At 39.1% G+C, this 22,512-nt stretch carries 14 protein-coding genes and 2 riboswitches; all 14 genes read left to right on the forward strand.

Features of this window, described 5'->3' with window-relative positions:
- The first annotated feature begins 20 nt into the window (after positions 1-20).
- On the forward strand, positions 21-377 hold the full coding sequence (gene rplT, locus T543_RS10340; RefSeq protein WP_035768114.1) for a 50S ribosomal protein L20: 357 nt from the start codon (positions 21-23) through the stop codon (positions 375-377).
- Positions 378-840: 463 nt separating this feature from the next.
- Positions 841-920, forward strand: a riboswitch (cyclic di-GMP riboswitch).
- 101 nt (positions 921-1,021) lie between these two features.
- Positions 1,022-6,628 carry an LPXTG cell wall anchor domain-containing protein gene (locus T543_RS10345; RefSeq protein WP_035768116.1) on the forward strand — a complete coding sequence of 1,869 codons (5,607 nt, stop codon included), beginning with the start codon at positions 1,022-1,024 and terminating at the stop codon, positions 6,626-6,628.
- Positions 6,629-6,796: 168 nt separating this feature from the next.
- Positions 6,797-6,879, forward strand: a riboswitch (cyclic di-GMP riboswitch).
- Positions 6,880-7,046: 167 nt separating this feature from the next.
- Complete coding sequence (locus T543_RS10350; RefSeq protein ID WP_035768118.1) at positions 7,047-7,583, forward strand: hypothetical protein; 537 nt, start codon at positions 7,047-7,049, stop codon at positions 7,581-7,583.
- Positions 7,584-7,744: 161 nt separating this feature from the next.
- Positions 7,745-8,404 carry a signal peptidase I gene (lepB, locus tag T543_RS10355; protein ID WP_081830019.1) on the forward strand — a complete coding sequence of 220 codons (660 nt, stop codon included), beginning with the start codon at positions 7,745-7,747 and terminating at the stop codon, positions 8,402-8,404.
- A gap of 98 nt (positions 8,405-8,502) precedes the next feature.
- Entirely contained in the window at positions 8,503-13,815 is a 5,313-nt protein-coding gene (locus tag T543_RS15305) for a SpaA isopeptide-forming pilin-related protein (protein ID WP_051638691.1), read from the forward strand.
- A gap of 168 nt (positions 13,816-13,983) precedes the next feature.
- Complete coding sequence (locus T543_RS10365) at positions 13,984-15,372, forward strand: isopeptide-forming domain-containing fimbrial protein (protein WP_035768120.1); 1,389 nt, start codon at positions 13,984-13,986, stop codon at positions 15,370-15,372.
- 366 nt (positions 15,373-15,738) lie between these two features.
- Positions 15,739-15,885, forward strand: a complete 147-nt coding sequence (locus T543_RS15880; protein ID WP_155843229.1) for a hypothetical protein — start codon at positions 15,739-15,741, stop codon at positions 15,883-15,885.
- Positions 15,882-16,124 carry a hypothetical protein gene (locus T543_RS10370; RefSeq protein ID WP_035768121.1) on the forward strand — a complete coding sequence of 81 codons (243 nt, stop codon included), beginning with the start codon at positions 15,882-15,884 and terminating at the stop codon, positions 16,122-16,124. Before T543_RS15880 ends, T543_RS10370 begins: the two co-directional genes overlap by 4 nt.
- A 344-nt stretch (positions 16,125-16,468) precedes the next feature.
- A complete protein-coding gene (locus T543_RS10375; protein ID WP_051638692.1) occupies positions 16,469-17,440 on the forward strand; it encodes an RpnC/YadD family protein in 972 nt (323 codons plus the stop codon).
- Positions 17,441-17,471: 31 nt separating this feature from the next.
- The gene (locus T543_RS10380) at positions 17,472-17,726 is read left to right on the forward strand and encodes a helix-turn-helix domain-containing protein (RefSeq protein WP_051638693.1); all 255 of its coding nucleotides are present in this window, start codon (positions 17,472-17,474) and stop codon (positions 17,724-17,726) included.
- Between the two features lie 49 nt (positions 17,727-17,775).
- Entirely contained in the window at positions 17,776-18,678 is a 903-nt protein-coding gene (locus T543_RS10385) for a class C sortase (protein ID WP_081830020.1), read from the forward strand.
- 70 nt (positions 18,679-18,748) lie between these two features.
- Complete coding sequence (locus T543_RS10390; RefSeq protein WP_035768124.1) at positions 18,749-19,969, forward strand: Cna B-type domain-containing protein; 1,221 nt, start codon at positions 18,749-18,751, stop codon at positions 19,967-19,969.
- A 69-nt stretch (positions 19,970-20,038) separates the two neighbouring features.
- Positions 20,039-20,674, forward strand: coding sequence for a sortase (locus tag T543_RS15310; RefSeq protein ID WP_051638694.1), 636 nt, complete (start codon positions 20,039-20,041; stop codon positions 20,672-20,674).
- Between the two features lie 167 nt (positions 20,675-20,841).
- The gene (locus tag T543_RS10400) at positions 20,842-22,491 is read left to right on the forward strand and encodes an aminoacyl-histidine dipeptidase (RefSeq protein ID WP_035768126.1); all 1,650 of its coding nucleotides are present in this window, start codon (positions 20,842-20,844) and stop codon (positions 22,489-22,491) included.
- Positions 22,492-22,512: the final 21 nt, after the last annotated feature.

The following is a 22,512-nucleotide window of genomic DNA, read 5'->3' on the forward strand; positions in this document are numbered from 1 at the left end:
ATTTTTAGGAGGAAAACGAAATGGCAAGAATTAAAGGTGGCATGAATGCCAAGAAAAAGCATAAGAGAGTTTTAAAGCTCGCTAAGGGCTATAGAGGCGCTAGATCAAAACAGTACAGAGTTGCTAAGCAGTCAGTTATGAGAGCTCTTACATCTGCATTTGCAGGTCGTAAGCAGAAGAAGAGAGATATGAGATCTCTTTGGATCACACGTATCAACGCTGCAGCTCGTCTTAATGGCATGTCATATTCAAACCTTATGCATGGCCTTAAGCTTGCAGGCGTAGACATCAACCGCAAGATGCTTGCTGAGATGGCTGTTAACGATGCAGAAGGCTTCAAGACTCTTACAGAGATCGCTAAAGCAAAGATTGCATAATTGTAATTGACTAATACAAAACGCATTGCCAATAATTTGGCAATGCGTTTTTTCTTAATGAACATAACCAAATTATAAAGAATATAAACAAGAATGAATTCTTTGGGAAATAAGTCTGTATTCTATTGAAAAGCGAGCCTTTGCCATATATTATGAAACTATGGTAGAGGGGAGTTAATCGATTCTTTTTTAATCTGAATATTTCGTTGAATGATTTTCCGGTTTTTTCTAAAAATGAATGCTCTAAAACGGACACAATGAAATAAAATCAAAAAGGATAGTTTCCAGTTTAACCCAGCAATAATGAACCCTCATACCTGCGAATGGAAACCGTGTTTGAAATTTTTTTTACAAAATTCGTGTTTTGCGTTGATTTTTTAAATCAAATGTTTTATCATAATTTGCGGAGTAAGTGTGAAAATATATTTCAAATATGATTGATGTTTGGAAAGAAGTAAATATAGTTTATTCAGGGCAAAGCTATCGCAAGGTAGTGACGCAAAGCTAAAGGGTCTGTCAGGGGACAGATAGCCAGCTGCCTGTGCTTTTTGTAACTTATGTTTTTAATGTTATGGCGCAGATGAATTGGATGTTATGCCCTGTTTGTGTATTTCAAACAGGGCATTTTTTATGAGGTACCTGGTATGGCAAGAAATTCAGGAAAAGAAAAAATTCAGGAATATTTAAATAAGCATAATTTCACAAAGCGCTGGTTAGCAGTTATGCTCATTGTTACGATGCTTGTAACCGGTGTGACTTTGTATGCCATGAATAGAGATGCATCTGCGGTAACTGAAGAGGGTGCTGATGAACTTGGAATGATTTTTGAGAATGATGATCTTGAGATGGCCGGTCTGAACAGCGATGGCGGTGAAGAAGAGACTGTAGAAGACACTGAAGAAACATCAGACAGTGAAGATGAGTATACAGAAGAAGCTTATGAGGATGAAGAAAGCTCTGATGATACTTACGAGGAAGAAGAGTACACTGAAGAGACTTCAGAAGAGAACTACGAAGATAATTCAGATGAGTCAAACGAAGATGCATCCGAGGAAGAGGCAGGCACAGAAGATTCTGATGATGCTGCAGAAGATTCCTCCGAAGAAGCCGAAGAAGGAACTTCAGATGATTCAGAAAACGCAGAAGGCTCAGAAGATTCAGAAGAAAGCTTTGATGAAGAACTTAACGAGGAAACTCTTGCAGGAGCCCTTGAAGATGAGCTTATGCAGGATGTGGTGCTTACTGTTTCCTATGTTGATGGTGAAGGCGAGCTTATCGTAGATGAAGCCGGCGAAGCTTTAGCTGATGAGAAGAAAATCGATCTCATGGACAGCATGGTATTTGAAGATGATGCCAGATCCATCGATGGTTACAACTTTAAAGAAGTTATTTACGAGTACTACGACGAAGATAAAGAAGAAACAGAGAAGATCGCTATCGAGAAGATAACGGTTATGATCTATACAGCTTCTGATGAACAGGGCTATAAATATTACGAAGTAGTTCCAAAGGATGATCCTGAGACTGAAGAGGATGAATCTGAAGATGTTATGGAAATCAAACTCGACACTAACCTTACATTCGTTTATGAGAAGGTAGAGGAAGAGGTTTCTGAGGAAGAGGAACAGACTGATAAAACTGTAGAAATCCCCGAGTCTGTAGATCTTGCAAAATACGTAACGAAGACAGTTATTGAGCGCCAAACACCGGATGGTGAATGGGAAGAAATCACAGAAGATCAGATTATGCCCGGTGACAGCCTCCGTATAACAATTAAGTATGAGCTTCCTGAAGAAGCTTCAGCAAGTGATGATATCTACTATGAGCTTCCTTCTAAATTTGGCACAGTTGAGAGTACTGAAAAGTCTATCGATGGTGCAGACGGCACAGTAGAAGTATCAGAAGATAATAAGGTTAAAGTTCAGTATTCTGATGAACACAAGCAGGGAATAAAAGAGAAAATCCAGAGTGATGACTCAACAGAAGAAAACAGTGATGATAATGCCGGTAATGGAAAGAAAAGCAATGACTCCGCCGGCATTGCTAATCGCTTTTTTCGTGCTATCTTTATAAATCCTTTTGCAAAGGGAGGACTTGTTTCAAGTTTTTTTAACCAGTTCGTAATCGTGGCTCATGCCGAGGAAGGTAATACCGGAAATACCTCCAGCGGTGAGTTTACGACTTATACAAGTGTTCCCGGCATGCAGATCACAGGACTTTCAGTTACAAAAAATCCTCAACCCGGTTGGCTGGATAATGCATTTACATACAGTGGAGGTACACCTATTTCATCCGGTGCTGATGTTGGAAATGGTGACACACTCCTCTTTACTATGTCTTATAAGCTTGGAGCAGGGACACTTAGTTCAGGTGAGGTGCCTAAATATAATCTGGCAGACCATGAAATTGATGTGGAAAATGACATAAAGGGTTACATATACAACAAGAGTAATGTTTATGTTGGTACGTTCTTTATTGATAGTAAAACAGACATTGTCACATTTGATTTTGAAGAGGAATTTGCAAAACTGAATGATACTCAGTCTATTGAGGGTGAATTTTTCTTTGCAGCTAAGGCAAATCTTAATGAGAATGAAAATGAAAAACCTATTCATTACGACTTTGGCGGCCCTGCAACTTTTGATATAAGAATAGTCAGAGTTTACAACTATGATCTGGGTATTGAAAAGAAAGGCAATGCCACACTTGATGCAAATACAAAGACTATAAATTATTCTATCAAACTTACAACTAACCAAGGGTCAGGTGATGAAATCAATCTGGAGGATGTTCTTACAGTATTTAATGATTACTCCGGCAATAACGGACAGAACGATGAGCTTACCAATAAAATAGACGTTGCTGAGGCTATTAAAGAAATTATTGTAATGAAGGGAGAAAATTCTTCAGTATCTGTTCAGCCTACCTTTTCCGGTAATAAGTTTAGTATGTCACTTAAAGGGCTGAAAAAGGGAGAGAGCTATACCATTACTTATAAGCTGGTAGTTCCGGACGATATCGTTAATAACGGTAGTGCTCTTAAAATTCATAACAAGGCAAATGCAAAGTATGGAAAAGATCAGGAAGTATCCATGGAGTGTGATACCACATATGTAGGAACGTTTCCTGATATATACAAAAAAGGTTCTGCAGATAAGAGCAGAAGAACTGTTACCTGGACTATAAAGCTTAATACCAGGGGCAGAAATCTAAAGGGATTTACTTTATCGGATAAGAAGATGAATTCATCTATACATTATGTGCCCTATGAAGGAAATGTAACGGTTACATCAGTAGTTGGTGGTAATGGCGTAACTCCTTCACTTACTCAAGGTAGCACTATAAGCCTCAAGGACGGCTATAAGTTTGAGGTTGATGATTATAGTACCTATACTTTCACATATAGCTATGTCTACACAAATGATGATATTTCCTGGGGCTCAGGTATCTTTAATAAGGCATTGATATTAAATGTAGATAAGCAGGGAAATGAGTATCAGGGCTGGGTAGGAATATCTGATAACAGTTATGCTGACAAAAAGAATGATGGCTACGAATGGGATAACGATAACTGGGTAAAACTTAAGTGGAACGTATCACTCCTTGCCCCGATATACAACAATGATGGAGCTAATAAATCTGAATACTGGACCTATGAAGATATAATACGTGATTCAGCGCAGGTTATAACAGAGGATCAGTTAACTGTTATCGAGAACAACTTAAGGAGTGCGCTGACAGCTGTAAATTACGCAGGTACTATCAGAGTTGAGAAGGGTGAACAGATCACAGTAAATGGCAGCAATGGAGTAAACAAAAGCGGCTATAAAGGGTTTAAAGTGTACTTCTACGGAGATCTGAACAGCAATGTGAAGTTTTCATACTACTCATACGGTTACAGAGGCGATGGAAGCGAGGATATCAAATTTTACAATAATGCAATTGTATATGGCAAAGAGATTGGCGATAGCATAGAGTTTGATAAGCTTAAGATAGAAAAAAAGGACGGCAATCGCGTAACCGGAGCGTCACAATACGAGTATTACGATGATGCACTTTTTAACGAGGGAATTCTTACCTGGATAATCAAATTTACAATCCCGCTCAATACCAGATATGACAAGCTGGTTGTTACAGATACTCTTCCTGAAAATGTCACACTGATTGAGAATGGCTATGTGACAAAAAGTGGTATTACCATTAATGGTTTGGAACTGGGACAGGATGAAAGCTTCCAGGATACCAATTATGTAAGACCGCTTGAAGAAAACACTCTTGCTAACTATGAGGGAAAACTTGAAAAGGATGGCAGAAATATTAGAGTGTCTTTCAACCCTCAGAAACTTAAGGGTGAGATGACCGCTTCGTCAGTAGATATGTATCTCAGAGTCAGAGCAAAGATAAATGGTGACTTTGATTTCGCAACACTCAAAAAAGGTGTGTTTACTAACACGGTTAAAGCAGGCACCGAGGATAATGACGAAATAGTATCGGATTTACAGACTCAGACAATTACCAAAACAGAATCTTTCATAACGAAGAGTGCTATTACAGGTATCGAAGGCACCAGAAACACTGTTGAGTATAGTCTTGATATTAACCCCAATGCATCGGATCTTTTGCCAAACGGAGACACACTTACACTGACAGACAATCTTGTAGCTCAGTGTGCTGCGGAATCAGCTGCTACTCTTTTGAATGACTCCATAAAGGTATATCAGATTATAACTGATGAGCAGGGAAATCAAAGGGAAGAAGAGCTTGATTCAACAAAATACAGTTATGAGACAACGACAAATTCAGCATATACGGATTACTGGAGGCATTATTCAAATACCGGCACTATAGTATTTAAGATACCTGACAAGATGCATCTGAAGGTTAAGTATAGATATACCTTTACTTTTACAGGAGCTTCCAATGACGGAATCTGGCCTGAAATTGAAATTAGCAATACTGCAACTCTGGAGGGGGTTTCAGTGTCCGGAAACAATGATCAGGAAGATACAAAATTCGTCATCGATAAAGCAGGCGTAAATGCAGATGTCAAAGGAATAAATGTATTTAAAAAAGATAAGGATACAGGAGCTGCCCTTGCAAATGCTGTATTTAAACTCTATAAGTGGAATGGCACTACCTGGGAGGAAGTAAAAGAATATACTTCAGCAGCTGATGGCCTAATGGCTATATCGGATATTGTATTTAACAATGCCTACAAGCTTGTTGAAATCACGCCTCCGGCAGGATACCTAAAGAGTGATAAGGAGCTGCTGTTCTACATAAGTGCAAGCGATGAGAAGAAATTCCCATTGAACATACCGAAAGATTTTCAGGCGCTTGGCGGAATGATTTGTACTCAGGGACAGGAAATTCCTTTTGTAAATGAAAGCAAAAAGACCAGTATCACAATAAACAAGAACTGGGTAGATGCTGATGCTGCTACAAAGCCAAACAGTATTTCGGTAAAGCTTGCAAGAAGGTATGTAGTTAACGCAGATGCGCCCACAGGAACCTATTACACGGTGCATGTTGATCACAGAAGCGGGAATAATGGCAATATAACGGATTATACCGGATTCCCCTCTGTAAAAGCGGGATCAACTCTGAAATTCACTATATATGGAATAAATCTCAGTACACATGGACATTTACCGACAGTCACAGTAAATGGAAATGTAATGGATGTTTCATCATTGTTTGATACCAGTGGTGAGCAGTTTGTGGAAATCAGCATTCCTGTTGATAAAGACCTGAATGTTACGGTTAGAGACAACACTCAGATGGATGGATGGGATGAACTTCATCCCAGTATCTCTTCAGATAGACTTAGAAGGACAGGCAGCAGCGCATCTGTGGTGGATGATACGGATTTCCATGAGACCATTACAATAACTCCTAAGGCAGATGGAACCTGGTCGTGGGATTCCGGAAATTTACTGGACAGATATCGTGATGTGGAAATAAAGAAGGAGAATGGAGAAAAAGTAACAAAGAAGTGCGAGTACCTCTATTACATCACTGAAGTCAATTCCGTTTACTACACCGCAGAATATTCTGAGAATAATACCCCCGGAATAAACAGCGGAGAGTTAACAATAACCAATACCCGTAATGATATTCAGCCATACTCACTTCCTTCAACAGGCGGATCGGGAAGACTTCCGTTTACAATAGGCGGAACGGTTCTTGTGACTTTGGCACTAATAGGAGAGGAGTATATCAGGCGGAAACGAAAAAAGGAAAATCAATAAACGATTACTGAAAAAGTGCATATATAGTTATCCCCTTGGAAACACTTGAATAATCGTTTCCGAGGGGGTATGAAATTTTTTTATATTTTTCCCCAAAACTATTGATTTTTAGTTTCAAAACATCTATGATAAAAATCGCTGAAAAAAGTTTATGATAATCAAAAGTGAAGAAATTCAGGGCAAAGCTATCGCAAGGTAGTGACGCAAAGCTAAAGGGTCTGTTCGCGGGGAATAGACAGCCAGTTGCTGGTGCGCTTTGAAATAATGTGTATGCGCATCATATTTATTTTTGTGTGCGTGCCTTGTTTGGTATTCAAACGGGGTTTTTTTTTACGAAAAAACAAATATTAAGGCACTGTTTAAGAATAGTAAGAGGGGCTATTTGTAAGCAATCATGCGGGGATGAATAAGGAGATTCATGGCACAGAAGGAACTGAGAAAATTAAACCGAAAAGAACTTCTTCAGATGATGGTTGAGTATTCGGAAGAGACGGAGGCTGCTAAAGAGCGTGTAGTTCAAATGCAGGAGCAGTTTGATAAAGAGAGAGACCAGCTCCTTGAGCAGATGGCAGAGGAAAGAGCCAATCTTCTTGCCAAATTCGATGAAGAAAAGGCAGAGATGAGAGCCAAATTCAATGCTCAGAGAAATGAGTATGAGGCGAAGTGTAACGGCGATATTGCCGGGCTCAAAGCAAGACAGGAAAAAGAAATAACCGGCATCAAGGCCAGGTACGAGAGAGAAATCAAAGAATTAAACGAAGAACATGAAAAAGAGTTCTCCGGATTTAGGGCAAGGCTCGAGAGGGAAAAAGAAGAAATCCGCAGGGAAGTGGATGATAAGCTTGCCAAGATCGAGAATTCAGGTTCTCTTGCAGAGGCTCTGCTTGCAATAAACGGTGTTTTTGACGGCGCAAAAAAAGCGGCGGAGCAGTTCGAAAATATAAAAAAGAAGTAAAGCATAATATTCAGTCATAATGTTTCACGCATAATTTCAGACATATGTTTAATGCATAATTTCAGTCATAATTTCTAAGCATAATTTCAGGCACAATTTTCAAAGCATAATTTCAGTCATAATTTTTGGTTTCATATATATCTTTTTTATAGGAAATAACCATGGATTTTGAAGAGAAGAACAATCAGATAACTGATGAGGATCCAAAGGATAGTGCACATACAGAAGAAAGAACACTTGGTTACAAACCTACTTTGGAAGAACTAAAAGCTGAATTAAAGCATGAGTACAGAAAGCATGATTACACAAGGACACTCAGAAATACGATAGTCGTGATCATAGTAGTAGCTGCATTGTCTGTGCTTATTTCAAGCTTTTTCATAACGGTGCTTAAGGTGACCGGAGACAGCATGACTCCAACACTTGAGACAGGGCAATTGGTTATAGCTTATAACTACAGCACCTTTGAACCGGGAGAACTGATTGCTTTCTACTACAACAATAAGGTTCTGGTTAAGAGAGTTGTAGGAAGTCCCGGAGACTGGGTAAATATCGATGATGCCGGCCGTGTTTTTGTTAACGGTGAGGAGCTTGATGAACCCTATGTTTCAGATCCCAGTAAGTACGCGACGGGAGTCGGTGAGGGAGACAAGATAGAATTTCCTTATCAGGTGCCTGAGAACAGATATTTTGTACTTGGCGATCACAGAACGGAATCAATTGATTCTCGTTCAAGCACAGTAGGATGTGTAACCGCTGAACAGCTTATCGGACAGGTAGTATTCAGAATTTATCCGTTTGGTGTATTCGGAAAATTGTGATTTCAGATAAGACAAAGTAAGAAAAAGATTAAGAAGAATAATTTAGAAGAGTAGTGTGTAACTGTTATGTTTAAAAGATTTATGGGTGGTATGAAGTAATGTGGGGTAAAAACAATATTAAAGCTGACAAATACTTGAGAAGGCATGATACCAGAAAGAAATGGTTGTCCGTAATGTTATGTGTGGCACTTCTCACAGGAACATTATCAATGTACATTCTCAATAAGCCTGCAACAGCTATGACTGAGGAGGGCGCCGAGAGTATTGGTGTAGTCATGGATAAAGCTAACGCAGGTGGTGAAGATACAAAAACTGATACCGGCTCAAGCTTTTGGGAGCCTATCCCGGAGGAAGAGTTACCGGCATCAAATACTGAAGCTGATAGCAGCGAGAATGCAGATGCTGAGAATACTGACAATGCCGGCGAAGCATCAGATAATGAAGATGCCACAGCAGCTGATAGCTCAGAGGCAGCTTCAGATGCAGCAGCTACAGAGGGTAGCGAAAGCGCAGATGCAACTACAACAAGCGAAGATGCAGCAGCTGCAGAGGGCAGTGAAAGCGCCGATGCAACTACAACAAGCGAAGATGCTGCAGCTGCAGGTGACACATCAGAGACAGCATCTGAGGATGCCGCAGTTGCTACATCTGACGAGACACAGAGCGCTGCATCTGATTCCGCAGACACTTCAGATAGTAAGGTAAAAGAATCAGAAGATGCTTCCGATATCACCGATGAAATTCCTGAGTCTGTGGACCTTGCAGAGTATGTTACTGAGACTATCATCGAGAGACTTAATGAAGATGGTGAGTGGGAAGTAATAACTGAAGAAGATATCAAAGATGGTGATCATCTTAGAGTTACTCTTAATTATGTAATGCCTAAAGAAGTAGCTGCCAGTGAGGATATCCATTTCGAACTTCCTGAACAGTATGGAAAAACAATTGCCAGTGAATCAGATCTTGAGGATGGCAATGGTAATTATGAAGTAACAGATGATAATCAGATTAAGATTCAGTATAGCGACGACTTCAAAAGGGAAGTAATTGAAGGCGAAGGAGCTGATGCAAATAGTGAAGAAGATGACAATAGTGCATTCAATGCCATGTCATCATTCTCCGTAGCAGGGGTGCTAAACTATTTTTTTCAGATTGGCCGTTTAGATGGAATTTTGAATAGATTCGTCATTACGGCACATGCAGAAGGGGAGAGTGTTGTAAGAGGTTCTGTAACTTCTGAATCTGTAGTCGGTGATCCCGGAATGTATATTGAGGATGTTTCTATAGCTAAGAATCCCAGTGAAGTATGGAAGGATAATAAAAAGACATATTCCGGCGGAACCAAAATTCAAAGTGGTGAGCAGGTTGATAATGGAGATCTGCTCTTGTTCACACTTTCATACAGACTAAATCCCGGTACTATCAGTAAAGATAATACCGTGGTGTACTATAACCTGGCTGATTATGAGATCACTCCATATATCGGAATGGGCGGTGATATTTTAAATAATAATGGTGAGATAATTGGTTCATTTGACGTAGCAGAAGACGGTATGGTTACATTTAACTTTAGACCTAATTTTGCTGAGAAAAACAATGAGCAGGCAGTTCTTGGTAAGTTTTATTTTGTGGCGCAGGCAACATCAGATAAGACTCATGGCGAGGATGTAAAAAAATATCAATTTGACAATCTGGAGCCGTTTATTATCAGAATTAATAATGATAATAAGTCTAACCTTTCAATACAAAAGAAAGCTACACCCAAAACACCCGATGAAGATTCTATTCATTATGAGATTGAACTTTCTTCTGATAAAGGAACAGGTGGCAAGGAAATCATTTTAAATGATGTCATCAAGGTCCTTGATGAAAATAGAAATGATTCAAGTATTACAAATAATATTACTCTCGTAAGCCAGCTACAAGATAAAGGTATTAGTGTAAAGCTTTACAAAGATTATAGTGGTAATTATGAGGCTGTTAATTATGGCTTTACAGGAACTGGTAATAATGGATGGAACATGACACTTCCCGCGCTGGAAGCAGGTTGGAAGTATGTTATTGAATATGATTTTAAGGTTCCTTCAGATGTTATTAGGTCAGAAAAAAAGGTAATAGTTCGTAACGAGGCAAAATCTCATTATAACGATAGTAATGAAAAAGAGGCTAGTACCGAAAATGAGTATGGTACGAATCCTATACCGGATATACAAAAGACCGGTGTGGTAAATCCAGATGGAACTAGATCTGTTGTATGGACTGTTGTACTGAATAGTAATAATAGGAATTTGAAGGGATATAAGATAAGTGACACATACTTATCATCAGATGGGAGCCCTAATAATAATAGTACAATATGGCAAGTTGTAGAGGTAAGGCCAAGCAGTTTAACACCCACAACGACTCAAACCCTACAGGTTGGCGAAAAACGGACGCCTGGCAATAAAAGCTGGTTTGCAAAAGATGATTATAGTTGTTATGTGTTTACATATACTCAAAAATATACTACAGATGACCTGTATTATGGTGCTTTAAAGAATACTGCCCAAATAAGCCGTGATCCGGGAGAGGAAAATTCATCTACTGCTGAAGTTTATGTAAATGAAAAGTTTTTAGATAAAGTTGCTGGTGGTCTTAGTGGCAATGATGATGGAGTGGTAAAGGCTACATGGAATATTAATTTGTATGCAACGGATAGAAAGCCTATCAAAACTGATGAATCTGATATAGAATGGTTTATTATTCCGAGAACACGTAATTATTGGGCAATTCATGAAGAGTTAGGAGATAATCAGGTCTTTACTAATGACGATATAAAAGCAATAAAAAACACTATAAAAGACAATTTCCGTTGGAGAGAAGAAAAGTATACTACATATAGAATAGAGAAAGGGACTTTAGTTACATTACCCGACGGAACACAAGGATATCGTTCGCTTACTATCAAAATATATAGTAATCTTACTCAGAATAAGACACTAACCTTCACTAGCACAGGCTATGTAGGGGATGGCACTAAAGAAGCTACCTTCAAGAATACAGCTTGGGTTTATGATCGGAGCTTTAAAGGAGAAGCTGAGCAGAAATATAGTCTTCCAACGATAGAAAAATACGATGGAAATAATAACTCAGGTGATACAGAGTATCTTTATTCTGATACAGCATTGTTTAGACAGGGTATTCTTACATGGAATATTAAAGCAAACATACCTGCGAACTTAGATGAGACTAAATATCAAGATATTTATGTTATAGATACTTTACCGAATGATTGTACTTTTATCGATAATAGTATCAAATATAACGATAAAGAGATTTATGGTCTGGAAGTTGCCGATAATAACAGTTTCAATAATGCTAAGCAGTTTACGGGTGGTAAGGCAACATCCAATAATGTAGTATACACTGCTACCGTAGAAGGTAACAAAGTAAAGATTTCATTTGATACGCATAATGCTAAAGGTCAGACTGTTTTCTTTAGAATAAGAGCTAAGATTAACGATGGAGTCATGACCGGAAGCGATGATGGTGAAGTAGTTAAGAAGGCTTTTGAGAATAGTGTACTTATTGGCAGCAAGGGAAATGGCGATGAACCATTTGGTACAGATACTCAGAAGCAGACAATTACAAATACGGATACCATTATTACGAAAGATAGCTACAGACCAAATGATTCTGCTAATGTAGTAGGTTATGCGATTGATATCAATCCTAATGGAGATGATCTTCTAAATGGCAGTGATGTATTGGAATTAAAAGATACACTTACGGCTAAATCAAGCAGTGAATTTGCCGCACATTTGGTTATAGACTCTCTTGAAGTAGTAGAAATTACAAAAGATGACCAGGGAAATGAAGTAGAGAATATCCTTAATAATGGTGATTATTCTTATACTACAGATAGTTATATTACAGAGGCGGAAGAATCACAGAAATATAATGAAATATTCACTATTACCCTGAAAATTCCGGATAAGAAACATCTAAGAATCAGGTATAGATACAGCTTTAGCGGAGAGAAGGATGTAACGATAAGTATTAGTAATAAGGCTGAACTTTCCGGCATAGCTGTAGAAAACTATTACGACGATGATAGTACTGAATTAAAGATCCAAGAGGTTGGTGCTATTGCTGATGTAAGTGGTATTAATCTTTATAAGGTCGATAGTGAAAGTAGTACAGAAAGGCTATCCGGAGCTAAGTTTAAGTTGTATTACTACGGAAAAAATGCTGAAGGCTCTGGAGTTTGGATTGAAAAGCCTAATTCATCAAATGGAGGCTTGTATATAACTGCTTCTGATGGACTTTGCGCAATTCAGGATCTTACTTATAACCTGGCTTACAAACTGGTTGAGGTAGAAGCGCCGAAAGGTTATATAAAGCGAGACGAACCACTGTATTTCCTGATTAAGACCAGCAATAATATGAGTGAGTTTCCTTTAACATATCCCGCTGGATTTTATTCAGAACTTAATGGAAAAGATGTAATACCCGGTGACGCGGTATTCTTCTCAAATGAAAAGGAAAATACTTCGATTAAGGTCAAAAAAGATTGGGATGATAACAATAATCAATATGGAGTACGACCAAGCTTTATACAGGTAAAAATAAGCGGTTCAGTTGGAGATGAAGTAACATCTACTGAAGAAAACTATTATACAGTTCGTTTAGATCACAGATACAATAGAGGCCAAAATCATGGAATAGAAGAGTATACATTACTGCGTGTAAAGAAAGGTGGTACAGTCACTTTTTGGCCACAGCTTTGGAAGAATGATGGTGGTTGGACTGATGAAAATAACGAGGTAATTATAAATGGTGTTAAAACGGAGCCTAATGCAAGGAAGGATTCTCCGGATATAAAGGCTTCTTCGGTGAAAAATGGAGTCTACGAGGAATATACACTGCAGGTTAACAGTGACATGAATATTATCATTTATGACTGTAACCAGAATTATTCATATAATATGCAGTATGTTGTAAGTGCTCCTGATTCAAATGCTAAGAAAAGCTCTAAAGCATCAGACACAGTAGATGGCGAAAATGCTTTGCCGACTTATGAGAAAACATATAATGTTACAGCTTCCGATAATTGGGAATTAACAGTTTCTGATCTGCCCAAATATAAATTTATAAAGGATGAGAATGGAACAGAGCATAGATATGTTTGGAATTATACGGTAACTGAGGTGTCAAATATATATTATTCACCGGAAATTACTGAGTCGGAACAGGATGGAACAAGGGTCGTATCTATTATGAATCATTGGAATAATACGCCAGTCTATTCACTTCCATCAACCGGTTCCACAGGAACTGCTCCGTTTACCTTCGGAGGCCTGGCACTTCTTGTTATATCCTTCATAGGAATAAGCCTGAATAACAAAAGGCAAAAACAGGAAGACAGTTAACAAACAACACTAATGAGTACCGCGGGGATGCTCCCCGCAGGTACTAAACCACAAAGGTTTTTGATGTCGAAAGGCATTTCAAAACAAGGTGCTCATTTGCACTTATAAAGAAACTTTAAACGTCTAGAACAGACAAGATTCAATTGTGAAAAAGGAGAAAAGTTAAATATGAAAGGATTTAAGAAACTACTGACAGGAATTCTCGCTGCGACCCTTATTATGGGTTCAAGCCTCACAGCATTTGCGGATGAACCCGCTGCTGCTTCAACAGGTATCGAAGTGCAGAACGTTATTGATAATGAGACCTACACCGCATATAAGATTTTGAACTACACAAGAAGTGGTGATGCTGTATCCTACTATCTGACAGCTTCTGAGTATGCTTCTATAGGTTCTGTTCTTGAAGCTGCCGGATTTGAATTTACTGCGTCCTCTGATGGATCACAGTATTATGTAAATAATGGGGCAAGTTTTGATGCTGCTGCAGCTGCTGCATATCTTGGAGAACATACTACTAACCTTGGAAGTGCTCTTGGAACTAAAACTGCTACCGGTGCAAATGGCGAGGCTAAATTTGATGATCTTGGTACTGGTTACTTCTTCGTGACTACAAGTGCCGGTTCTCTGTGTGCTCTGCACGAGGATTCAGGTATTGAAACTCTGGTTGAGAAGAATACCATTCCGACAATTGATAAAACTGAAAAGACAAGTGGTGATGATTACGTCAATGGTCCTGTAGATGGAAAAATTGGCGGAACAGTAAACTATCAGATTGTTATCACTGATGGTGTAGGCACTGATGCTGCTATTACCATGACTGATACCATGAGCGCTGGCCTTGATTATACTGCTAATACAATTCATATTAACGATGCTCCGGTTGCTGATAATGCCGACACAGATAATTGGACAGTTACAGTTGATGGCCGTGTTATCAAAATAGTGTTTAAGGCATCATATGTAGCTTCTCTTGATGAGGGTAAAACAATCAATGTCAAGTATGATGCAACTATCAATGAGAATGCTGTAATTGACAACGCAACCGGTAACGAAAACAAAGTTGAACTTGACTATTCCGCTCAGCACTCTGAAGATAAGGTTTATGTTGAAACCTATGACTTCCAGCTCTATAAGACTGACGGAACTAATTTCCTTGATGGTGCCGGCTTCAAGCTCTATGATGCCGCAACTGGTGGAAACCAGATTACAGTAAGCAAGGATGGCAAAGGTTACTATCTTGATGCAGCTGGCGATGCAGACACAGAGATTTTGGTTAACAGTGCAGATGGTGTAAATGTAAGAGGTCTTCATCCCGGAACCTATTACCTTGAAGAGACCACAGTTCCTGCAGGTTATAATAAGCTTGAGGCAAGAGAAGCAGTAACGATATTGACCCGTGGAACTGCAGTTGTTCCGATTACTGTTGTAAACACATCAGGTGTAATTCTTCCTTCAACAGGTGGAATTGGTACAACAATCTTCTACATCGTTGGTGGACTTCTCATCGTAGCAGCAGTTGTGTTCTTCGTAGTAAGAAGAAAAGCTGATGCTGAATAATAAGAGAATTCAGTAGGAGATTTATACAAAGTATTTAAGAATTATATAGGCAAAATTATTACATTAAATTGAATCTTGTTTCTGTAGACTATATATAGAAACATATATTGCCGGAGCGGGTGCATAATCCCGCTTCGGTGGATATAATATTTCGCCGGTGTTTGCAAATATTTCAAGCTTTGCCAAAATGGCTTAGATTGCCCCTGATCTGAGATAAACTGATTTTGAGATATTTGCAATGCTGATGAAAAACTAAACAAATGTTCTAAAATTCTATTGACTATATGGGATATATCCCCTTATAATATCCATTATGATTTTCAGATTGGTCATCTGAAAAAATATATTGGATAGGAAATGATTTACATGGGGAAGAAGGACATACTTACAAAGGAATATTTGTCGCAAAATGATGTATTTGCAGATGCATTCAATTATTATTTGTATAATGGAGTAAAGGTAATTAAGCCTGATGAACTTACCGAGCAGGACTCAACAGAAGTGTTGATATGATAAACGAATATACGAAAATAGATATATCAACCAAGGATAATGTTGGAGGGAAAATGGATATGTGTAAAGCAATGCAGGAACTTATTCAGGATGGGAAAGAAGAAGGAATAAAAGAAGGGGAAGACAGGCTTGCAAAGCTTTTAAGACTTTTGACTCCCGGAAGCGAGGAGTTTGATAAGGCTTTAAATGCAGGAGAAGAAGACAGAATGAAGCTTTACAAAAAATATAACATTATCTGACAATAGATTTTTTGCAATAATGCTATCTGCAAGGAGGATAGATAGTGGGACAGGACTTTATACCTATTGAATTAAACAAAGCTGATGCTGAATAATAAGAGAATTCAGTAGGGGATTTATACAAAGTATTTAAGAATTATATAGGCAAAATTATTACATTAAATTGAATCTTGTTTCTGTAGACTATATATAGAAACGATTGTATGCTCGGAGCAGTCTCATCAGACTGCTCCGGGGATATAAAAGATTTTATCGAACAAATTTTCGCGCCATGTATTGACAGTATGGGATATATCCCATATAATCTAACATGCTATAGCAATATTGAATAGGAAGTTAGATATATGGGGAAGAGAGATACACTCACAAAGGAGTATCTGTCACAGAATGATGTGTTTGCAGATGCGTTTAATTTTTACTTATATGAGGGCAGAAAGGTAATTAGGCCAGAGGATCTTGTGGAACAGGATCCTACAGAGATAGGTTTTGTAAGGAAATTTGAGAAAACATTCGAGAATCAAAAATATAGGGATGCCTTAAAACTATGTACTGTTAGGCATAGCAAGGATGCTACTTTAGTATTATTGGGGTTAGAAGGACAGGCAAATATCCATTATGCAATGCCAGTAAGACACTATTTATATGATGCATTAAATTATGCATCACAGGTAGAAAATGCCAGAAAACGGCATAGAAATACAAAAGACATAGAAGGAAATGAATATATTTCCGGATTTAGTAAAGAAGATAAGCTGATACCGGTTATAACTTTATGTATCTGTTTTGATAAGGACATATGGGATGCCCCTAGGTCTCTGTATGATATGTTTGATCATGTTGAGCCGGAATTCAGAAAATATATAGATGATTATAAACTAAATTTGATAACACCTCATGAGGTACCTGATTTTACAAAATTCACATCTGAACTTGGATTGGTGCTGGAATCTATCCATAATGCTGATAATAAGACAGAATTCTATGAACTACTGAAAAGCAGACCTGAATATAGTAACATGGATATAAGTACGGTTGACATGATAAATGAATTTACTAATTCAAAAATATCAACAAAGGGAGCAGTTGGAGGAAAGGTAAATATGTGCAAAGCAATACAGGAACTCATACAGGATGGACGTAATGAGGGAAGAGAAGAAGGAATAAAAGAAGGAATAAAAGAAGGAATAAATGAAGGCGAGGATATGCTTGCGAGACTTATAGTACTTCTGACACCAGACAGCGATGAATATAATGCGGCGCTTACCAATAAGGAAGACAGGAAAAAACTTTATAAGAAATATGGCATAACTGAGTAACTGCTGTAACCCTTGACTTGGAGGCGGACTGATGAAGCAAGGTGCTAAGATACTGACAATAGAAAAATGTACAAATACAAATACTGCTGCTAGGGCAATTGCGTATGCAAGAAGCCTGTCTGGTTTATCACAGAAACAGTTATCGGAACTGACAAGAATTGATCAATCAGACATATCTAAAATTGAGAGAGGTGTAGCTAACCCTTCAATTTCTACTTTGCAGAGACTTGCAGAAGCAATGGGCGGTGAACTTGAGATTAGAGTGAACTTTAAGAAAACCAAGTGATAATTAAGCTTTACAGTATAGTTTTGATTGATATTTTGGATGAAAACAGATGGAGAAAAAGAAGAAAAAAGGCCTAAAAAGCCAAATTCCAAACCTAATATTTGCGGCGATATTTGTTGTCGGCCTTGGTATTTTTTTATATCCGTCTGTCAGCAACTACATTAATTCAAAGACACAGTCGAGAGCAATTACTAACTATGATGAACTGTTGTCCAATATGACAGAAGAGGATTATGAAGCATATTGGGAAGCTGCATATAAATATAATGAAGCACTTGCAGCAAGTGGAAGCGGCTTTAATTTATCAGACGAACAGATTGCAGAGTATTATCAGGTTCTTGATCCTACTGGGACAGGGATCATGGGACATATAGAAATAGAAAATATAGGAGTAGATCTTCCGATTTATCATGGAGTAGAGGAGTCTGTTTTGCAAGTTGGAATAGGACATCTTCCGGGATCCTCACTTCCAACGGGAACAGAGAGCACACATGCCGTTTTATCAGGGCATCGCGGACTTCCTTCATCCAAACTTTTTTCGGATTTGGATCAGATGATTGTTGGAGATACATTCCTTTTACATATAATGGATCAGACCTTTGCCTATGAGGTCGATCAGATCAACATCGTACTTCCGGAGGAAACAGGAAGCCTGGGAATATATCCGGGTGAAGACTATGTTACCCTGGTTACATGTACACCTTATGGCGTAAATACGCATCGCCTTCTTGTTAGAGCAAAACGCGTTGATTACAGCGAAGAAACCAAGCTCATCATACCGGCAGATGCTACAAGATACAGCTATGTTGTAGTAGCACCGTTTATTGCAGCACCGATAATTCTTATATTGTTCATCTGGTTCCTTATAAGTACTTCAAAACCAAGTAAGAGAACCATTATAAAGAACATAAAGGAAGAAGAATTATCAAACAAAAAATCAGAACATAAATAGTTTTATATAAACTAATTATATAGATGTAACATGTTTTTATATTGCCGAATAGGCAAAGAGGAATTAAATTATGAGGATTATGAAAAATCTAAAGAAATTAGTTGTGGGGGTATGCGCATCCGCGCTTGCGGTGATGATCGCTGCTCCCGGAATCGGTGCTTTTGCCGCATCTGATAATGCCGGAGCAAGTGATACATCTTCTTCCGGAAGCGGTGTTATAGACACCTCAAGAAACGGAACACTCACAGTTGAATACATATTCAAGGATGCCGGAGAGGGCGAGGCGTATCCGACGCCCGGCGTAGTGACACATATTTATAAGATTGCAGATGTTGATGAAAATGGTAATTTCAATCTGCTTTCTCCCTATAATAAGGCCATCAATCCGGATACATTGAAAAATGTTTTTTCAATTGCTGAGCAGAGCCAGTGGGATGAGATAATCAAAACACTCACTCAGTATATCAAGGCTAATAATGTTCCGGATTTTGCAACTGTAACAGCCGATCAGAACGGCGAAGCTGCAGTTGGTGAGGTAGGACTTGGTCTTTACATGGGACTTAGTGATCCTCTTAAATTTGAAGGTAAGCTTTATCAGTATTATCCATTCCTTTCAATGGTACCGACACTTCCTGTTAATGAAGACGGAACAACTCAGACAGGCTTTACATGGGATGATATAAGCTATGATGTAGTTGTAGCACCAAAGAGAGAAGTGTCAAAACTTGATGACCCTACAGAATACAAGGTTTATAAGCAGTGGTCAGGTGATGACCCCAAGACAAGACCTTCATCTGTCACAGTTAAGATATTCTGTGACGGTGCTGAATTTGAAACAGTAGAACTTTCAAGCATGAATAACTGGCAGTATAGCTGGGTGTATGAAAAAGGCCATTTTTTCAATGTTGAAGAGATACTCTCAGATACGAGCTATACACCTACGATCACTCAGAATGAGACAAGCTTTATAATTGTAAACACCAAGACACCGGAAACTCCCGGTAATCCGAAGAGGACAGATAATCCGCCGGACAATCCGGACTCACCTGACTCACCGGATGATTCAACTGTTGTTGATAACCCCGGTACAGAGAGCGAAGCTCCATCTTCACTTCCTGAGGTGCTTGGAGCGGTTAGAGATTTCATAGGAGATCTTCCCGCAGTACTCGGTGCCAGAAGACTTCCTCAGACAGGACAACTCTGGTGGCCTATTCCGGTACTTGCGATCCTTGGCATAGTACTTGTAGGATTTGGCATTAGAAGTGAGAAAAAGCGTAAGACTGAGAAATGATCAGCATTTTTAGTGGTATGGAAATTGTGGGGATAATAATAGCAATATGTAGAAAGTAGGCTCATTTTTATGATCACAAAAGGTAAAGTTTCTATTTTCCTTGGAATTGTATGTTTTGCCATAGCGATTTCCATAATCATCTACAATCGTAATGAGGACAATGCTGCCGGTGTAAGTGCAGCCAGTCTTCTTGAAGGTGTTGATGCGCAGATAACTAATTCGCCTGTTGAATCAGATCCGACAGGTGATATGAAATCGGTAGATGTGAACGGACAGTCTTTTATAGGAATAATCACTATTCCTGCAATAGATATAAGACTTCCAATACAGCAGGAATGGTCTTCGGAGAATGCTAAGACATCACCCTGCAGATATAAAGGTTCTGTTTACTCGAATGATTTGATTGTGGCCGGTCATAATTACCAGAGACATTTTGGTAAATTAAACCAGCTTCTAAGCGGAGATACAGTCATTGTTACCGACATAGACGGTAGGCAGTACTACTACGAGGTGACCTACACGGAGACAATAGGAACCTATGATGTTGATGCAATGGATAAAGGTGATTGGGATTTCACAGTATTTACCTGCACAAAGGGCGGAGCAAGCCGCGTTACGGTGCGCTGTGAATTTGTGAAAGTAGTAACACCGGGCTCCGGAGAATCAGTTGTAAATGAGATTGAAAATAAAGTAACCGCCGACTAACGGTATATGGGCTGCCATGAAAACAAAATCATGGCAGCTTTTTTCTATTGTAGTATATGGTGTATAATAAATGTGCTTTTTGATGGTGGCAGGGGCTCTGTGCTAAGCGCCTGTAAGCCATTTACATATAAAAACATATAATAATGAAAGAAAGGACATATAGTATTATGGCTCTTGAAAAATTACAACCCGTAGAAGTTTTTAAATGGTTTGAGGAGATATGCAAAATTCCGCATGGCTCCTATAACGTTAAGAAGATAAGCGATTTCCTCGTTAAATTCGCAAAGGACAGAGATCTCTATGTAAGACAGGACAAGGAACTTAATGTAATAATCAAAAAGCCCGGAACCAAGGGCTACGAAGACCATGAACCTGTTATTTTGCAGGGACACATGGATATGGTTGCCGTTAAGGAAAAAGATGCAAAGATCAACATGGAAAAAAGCGGTCTTGATGTGATGACAGATGGCAAGTTTGTATGGGCCGACAAGACAAGCCTTGGCGGTGATGACGGAATCGCAGTTGCATGCTGCCTTGCAATCCTTGATAGCAAGACAATCGCTCATCCTCCGCTTGAAGTAATAATAACTACCAATGAAGAAGTTGGAATGGACGGCGCTTTTGCCCTTGACTGCTCTGATATTGCAGGAAAAAGACTTATCAATATCGATAATGAAAAGGAAGGCGAGATGATCGTAAGCTGCGCAGGCGGCGCACGTTTTCACGGATTTCTTCCTATTACAAGAGAGAACAGAAGCGGAATCAAGGTTAAGATACATGTAAAGGGACTTCTGGGCGGACATTCAGGTGAGATGATAAACAAAGGCAGAGGAAATGCCAATGTTATCATGGGAAGACTGCTCCTTGAAGTAACTGATGTACTTGAAGTTGGTGTGATCAGCTTAAACGGTGGTGTTGCCGACAATGCTATTGCTAGTGACTGTGAGGCTGAGCTTCTACTAATGGGAGCAGCGGTTGACGGACATGGCAATATCAAAGGACCCGACATTTCCTTCTTTTCAATGTATGGAAAGCTTACATCTATTGCATATAAGGTGCAGGAAGATATCAAAGGCGAGCTTGGATCACGCGATCCCGGACTTGAGATCGTTGTTGAGGAGGTTAAGGAAGGGCACCTTCCGGAAACAGGAGATGTTTCCAACATGGCATCAGTTAACCTTGATTCAAGTGTTGATACCTATGTTGACATGATGGATAAGAGAGAGGTTGTATCGGGAATCATCCCTTGCAGTCAGGTAAGAGAACTGGCTAGATGCATCTGTGCTATGCCTTATGGAGTACAGGCAATGAGTTCAGCTATAGAGGGACTCGTTGAGACCAGCCTTAACCTTGGCATTTTGAAGATCACTTCAAGCAGAAGCGGCGCTATAGAAGGCAAAGGCGCAGCAAGCATGGGCCCCGGAACACTGGATGAAGCATTCCTTATCGACTACTCGGTAAGAAGCTCAGTTGCATCAGCGAAAGAAGCTCTTATCAGAAAGATGCAGATAATAGTTGAGAGCTTTGGCGGAATACATGAACTTACGGGCGAATATCCCGGATGGGCTTATCGTGAAAACTCACCTCTTCGTGACAAGATGGCTGAAGTTTATAAGAAGCTCTTTAAAAAGGATATTAAGATCGAAGCGATCCATGCGGGACTTGAGTGTGGACTCTTTTCTGAGAAAATCGATGATCTTGACTGCGTATCAATCGGTCCTGATCTGTACGATATTCATTCAACTGCTGAAAGGCTGAGCGTAGAGTCAACAAAGAATACATACGAATTCCTTCTTGCTGCTTTGAAAGAACTTTGATGTGAATAAAATGTGAACTCG

The organism is Butyrivibrio sp. NC2002 (assembly GCF_000702265.1).
Taxonomy (GTDB): Bacteria; Bacillota; Clostridia; order Lachnospirales; family Lachnospiraceae; genus Butyrivibrio.

Coding starts and splice junctions, on each gene's coding strand:
- T543_RS10375 (WP_051638692.1), top strand. CDS start 16,469: ATGGGGAAGAGAGATACACTCACAAAGGAGTATCTGTCACAGAATGAT.
- T543_RS10370 (WP_035768121.1), top strand. CDS start 15,882: ATGATAAACGAATATACGAAAATAGATATATCAACCAAGGATAATGTT.
- T543_RS10380 (WP_051638693.1), top strand. CDS start 17,472: ATGAAGCAAGGTGCTAAGATACTGACAATAGAAAAATGTACAAATACA.
- T543_RS10385 (WP_081830020.1), top strand. CDS start 17,776: ATGGAGAAAAAGAAGAAAAAAGGCCTAAAAAGCCAAATTCCAAACCTA.
- T543_RS15880 (WP_155843229.1), top strand. CDS start 15,739: ATGGGGAAGAAGGACATACTTACAAAGGAATATTTGTCGCAAAATGAT.
- T543_RS10350 (WP_035768118.1), top strand. CDS start 7,047: ATGGCACAGAAGGAACTGAGAAAATTAAACCGAAAAGAACTTCTTCAG.
- T543_RS10365 (WP_035768120.1), top strand. CDS start 13,984: ATGAAAGGATTTAAGAAACTACTGACAGGAATTCTCGCTGCGACCCTT.
- lepB (WP_081830019.1), top strand. CDS start 7,745: ATGGATTTTGAAGAGAAGAACAATCAGATAACTGATGAGGATCCAAAG.
- T543_RS10345 (WP_035768116.1), top strand. CDS start 1,022: ATGGCAAGAAATTCAGGAAAAGAAAAAATTCAGGAATATTTAAATAAG.
- T543_RS10390 (WP_035768124.1), top strand. CDS start 18,749: ATGAGGATTATGAAAAATCTAAAGAAATTAGTTGTGGGGGTATGCGCA.
- T543_RS15310 (WP_051638694.1), top strand. CDS start 20,039: ATGATCACAAAAGGTAAAGTTTCTATTTTCCTTGGAATTGTATGTTTT.
- rplT (WP_035768114.1), top strand. CDS start 21: ATGGCAAGAATTAAAGGTGGCATGAATGCCAAGAAAAAGCATAAGAGA.
- T543_RS10400 (WP_035768126.1), top strand. CDS start 20,842: ATGGCTCTTGAAAAATTACAACCCGTAGAAGTTTTTAAATGGTTTGAG.
- T543_RS15305 (WP_051638691.1), top strand. CDS start 8,503: ATGTGGGGTAAAAACAATATTAAAGCTGACAAATACTTGAGAAGGCAT.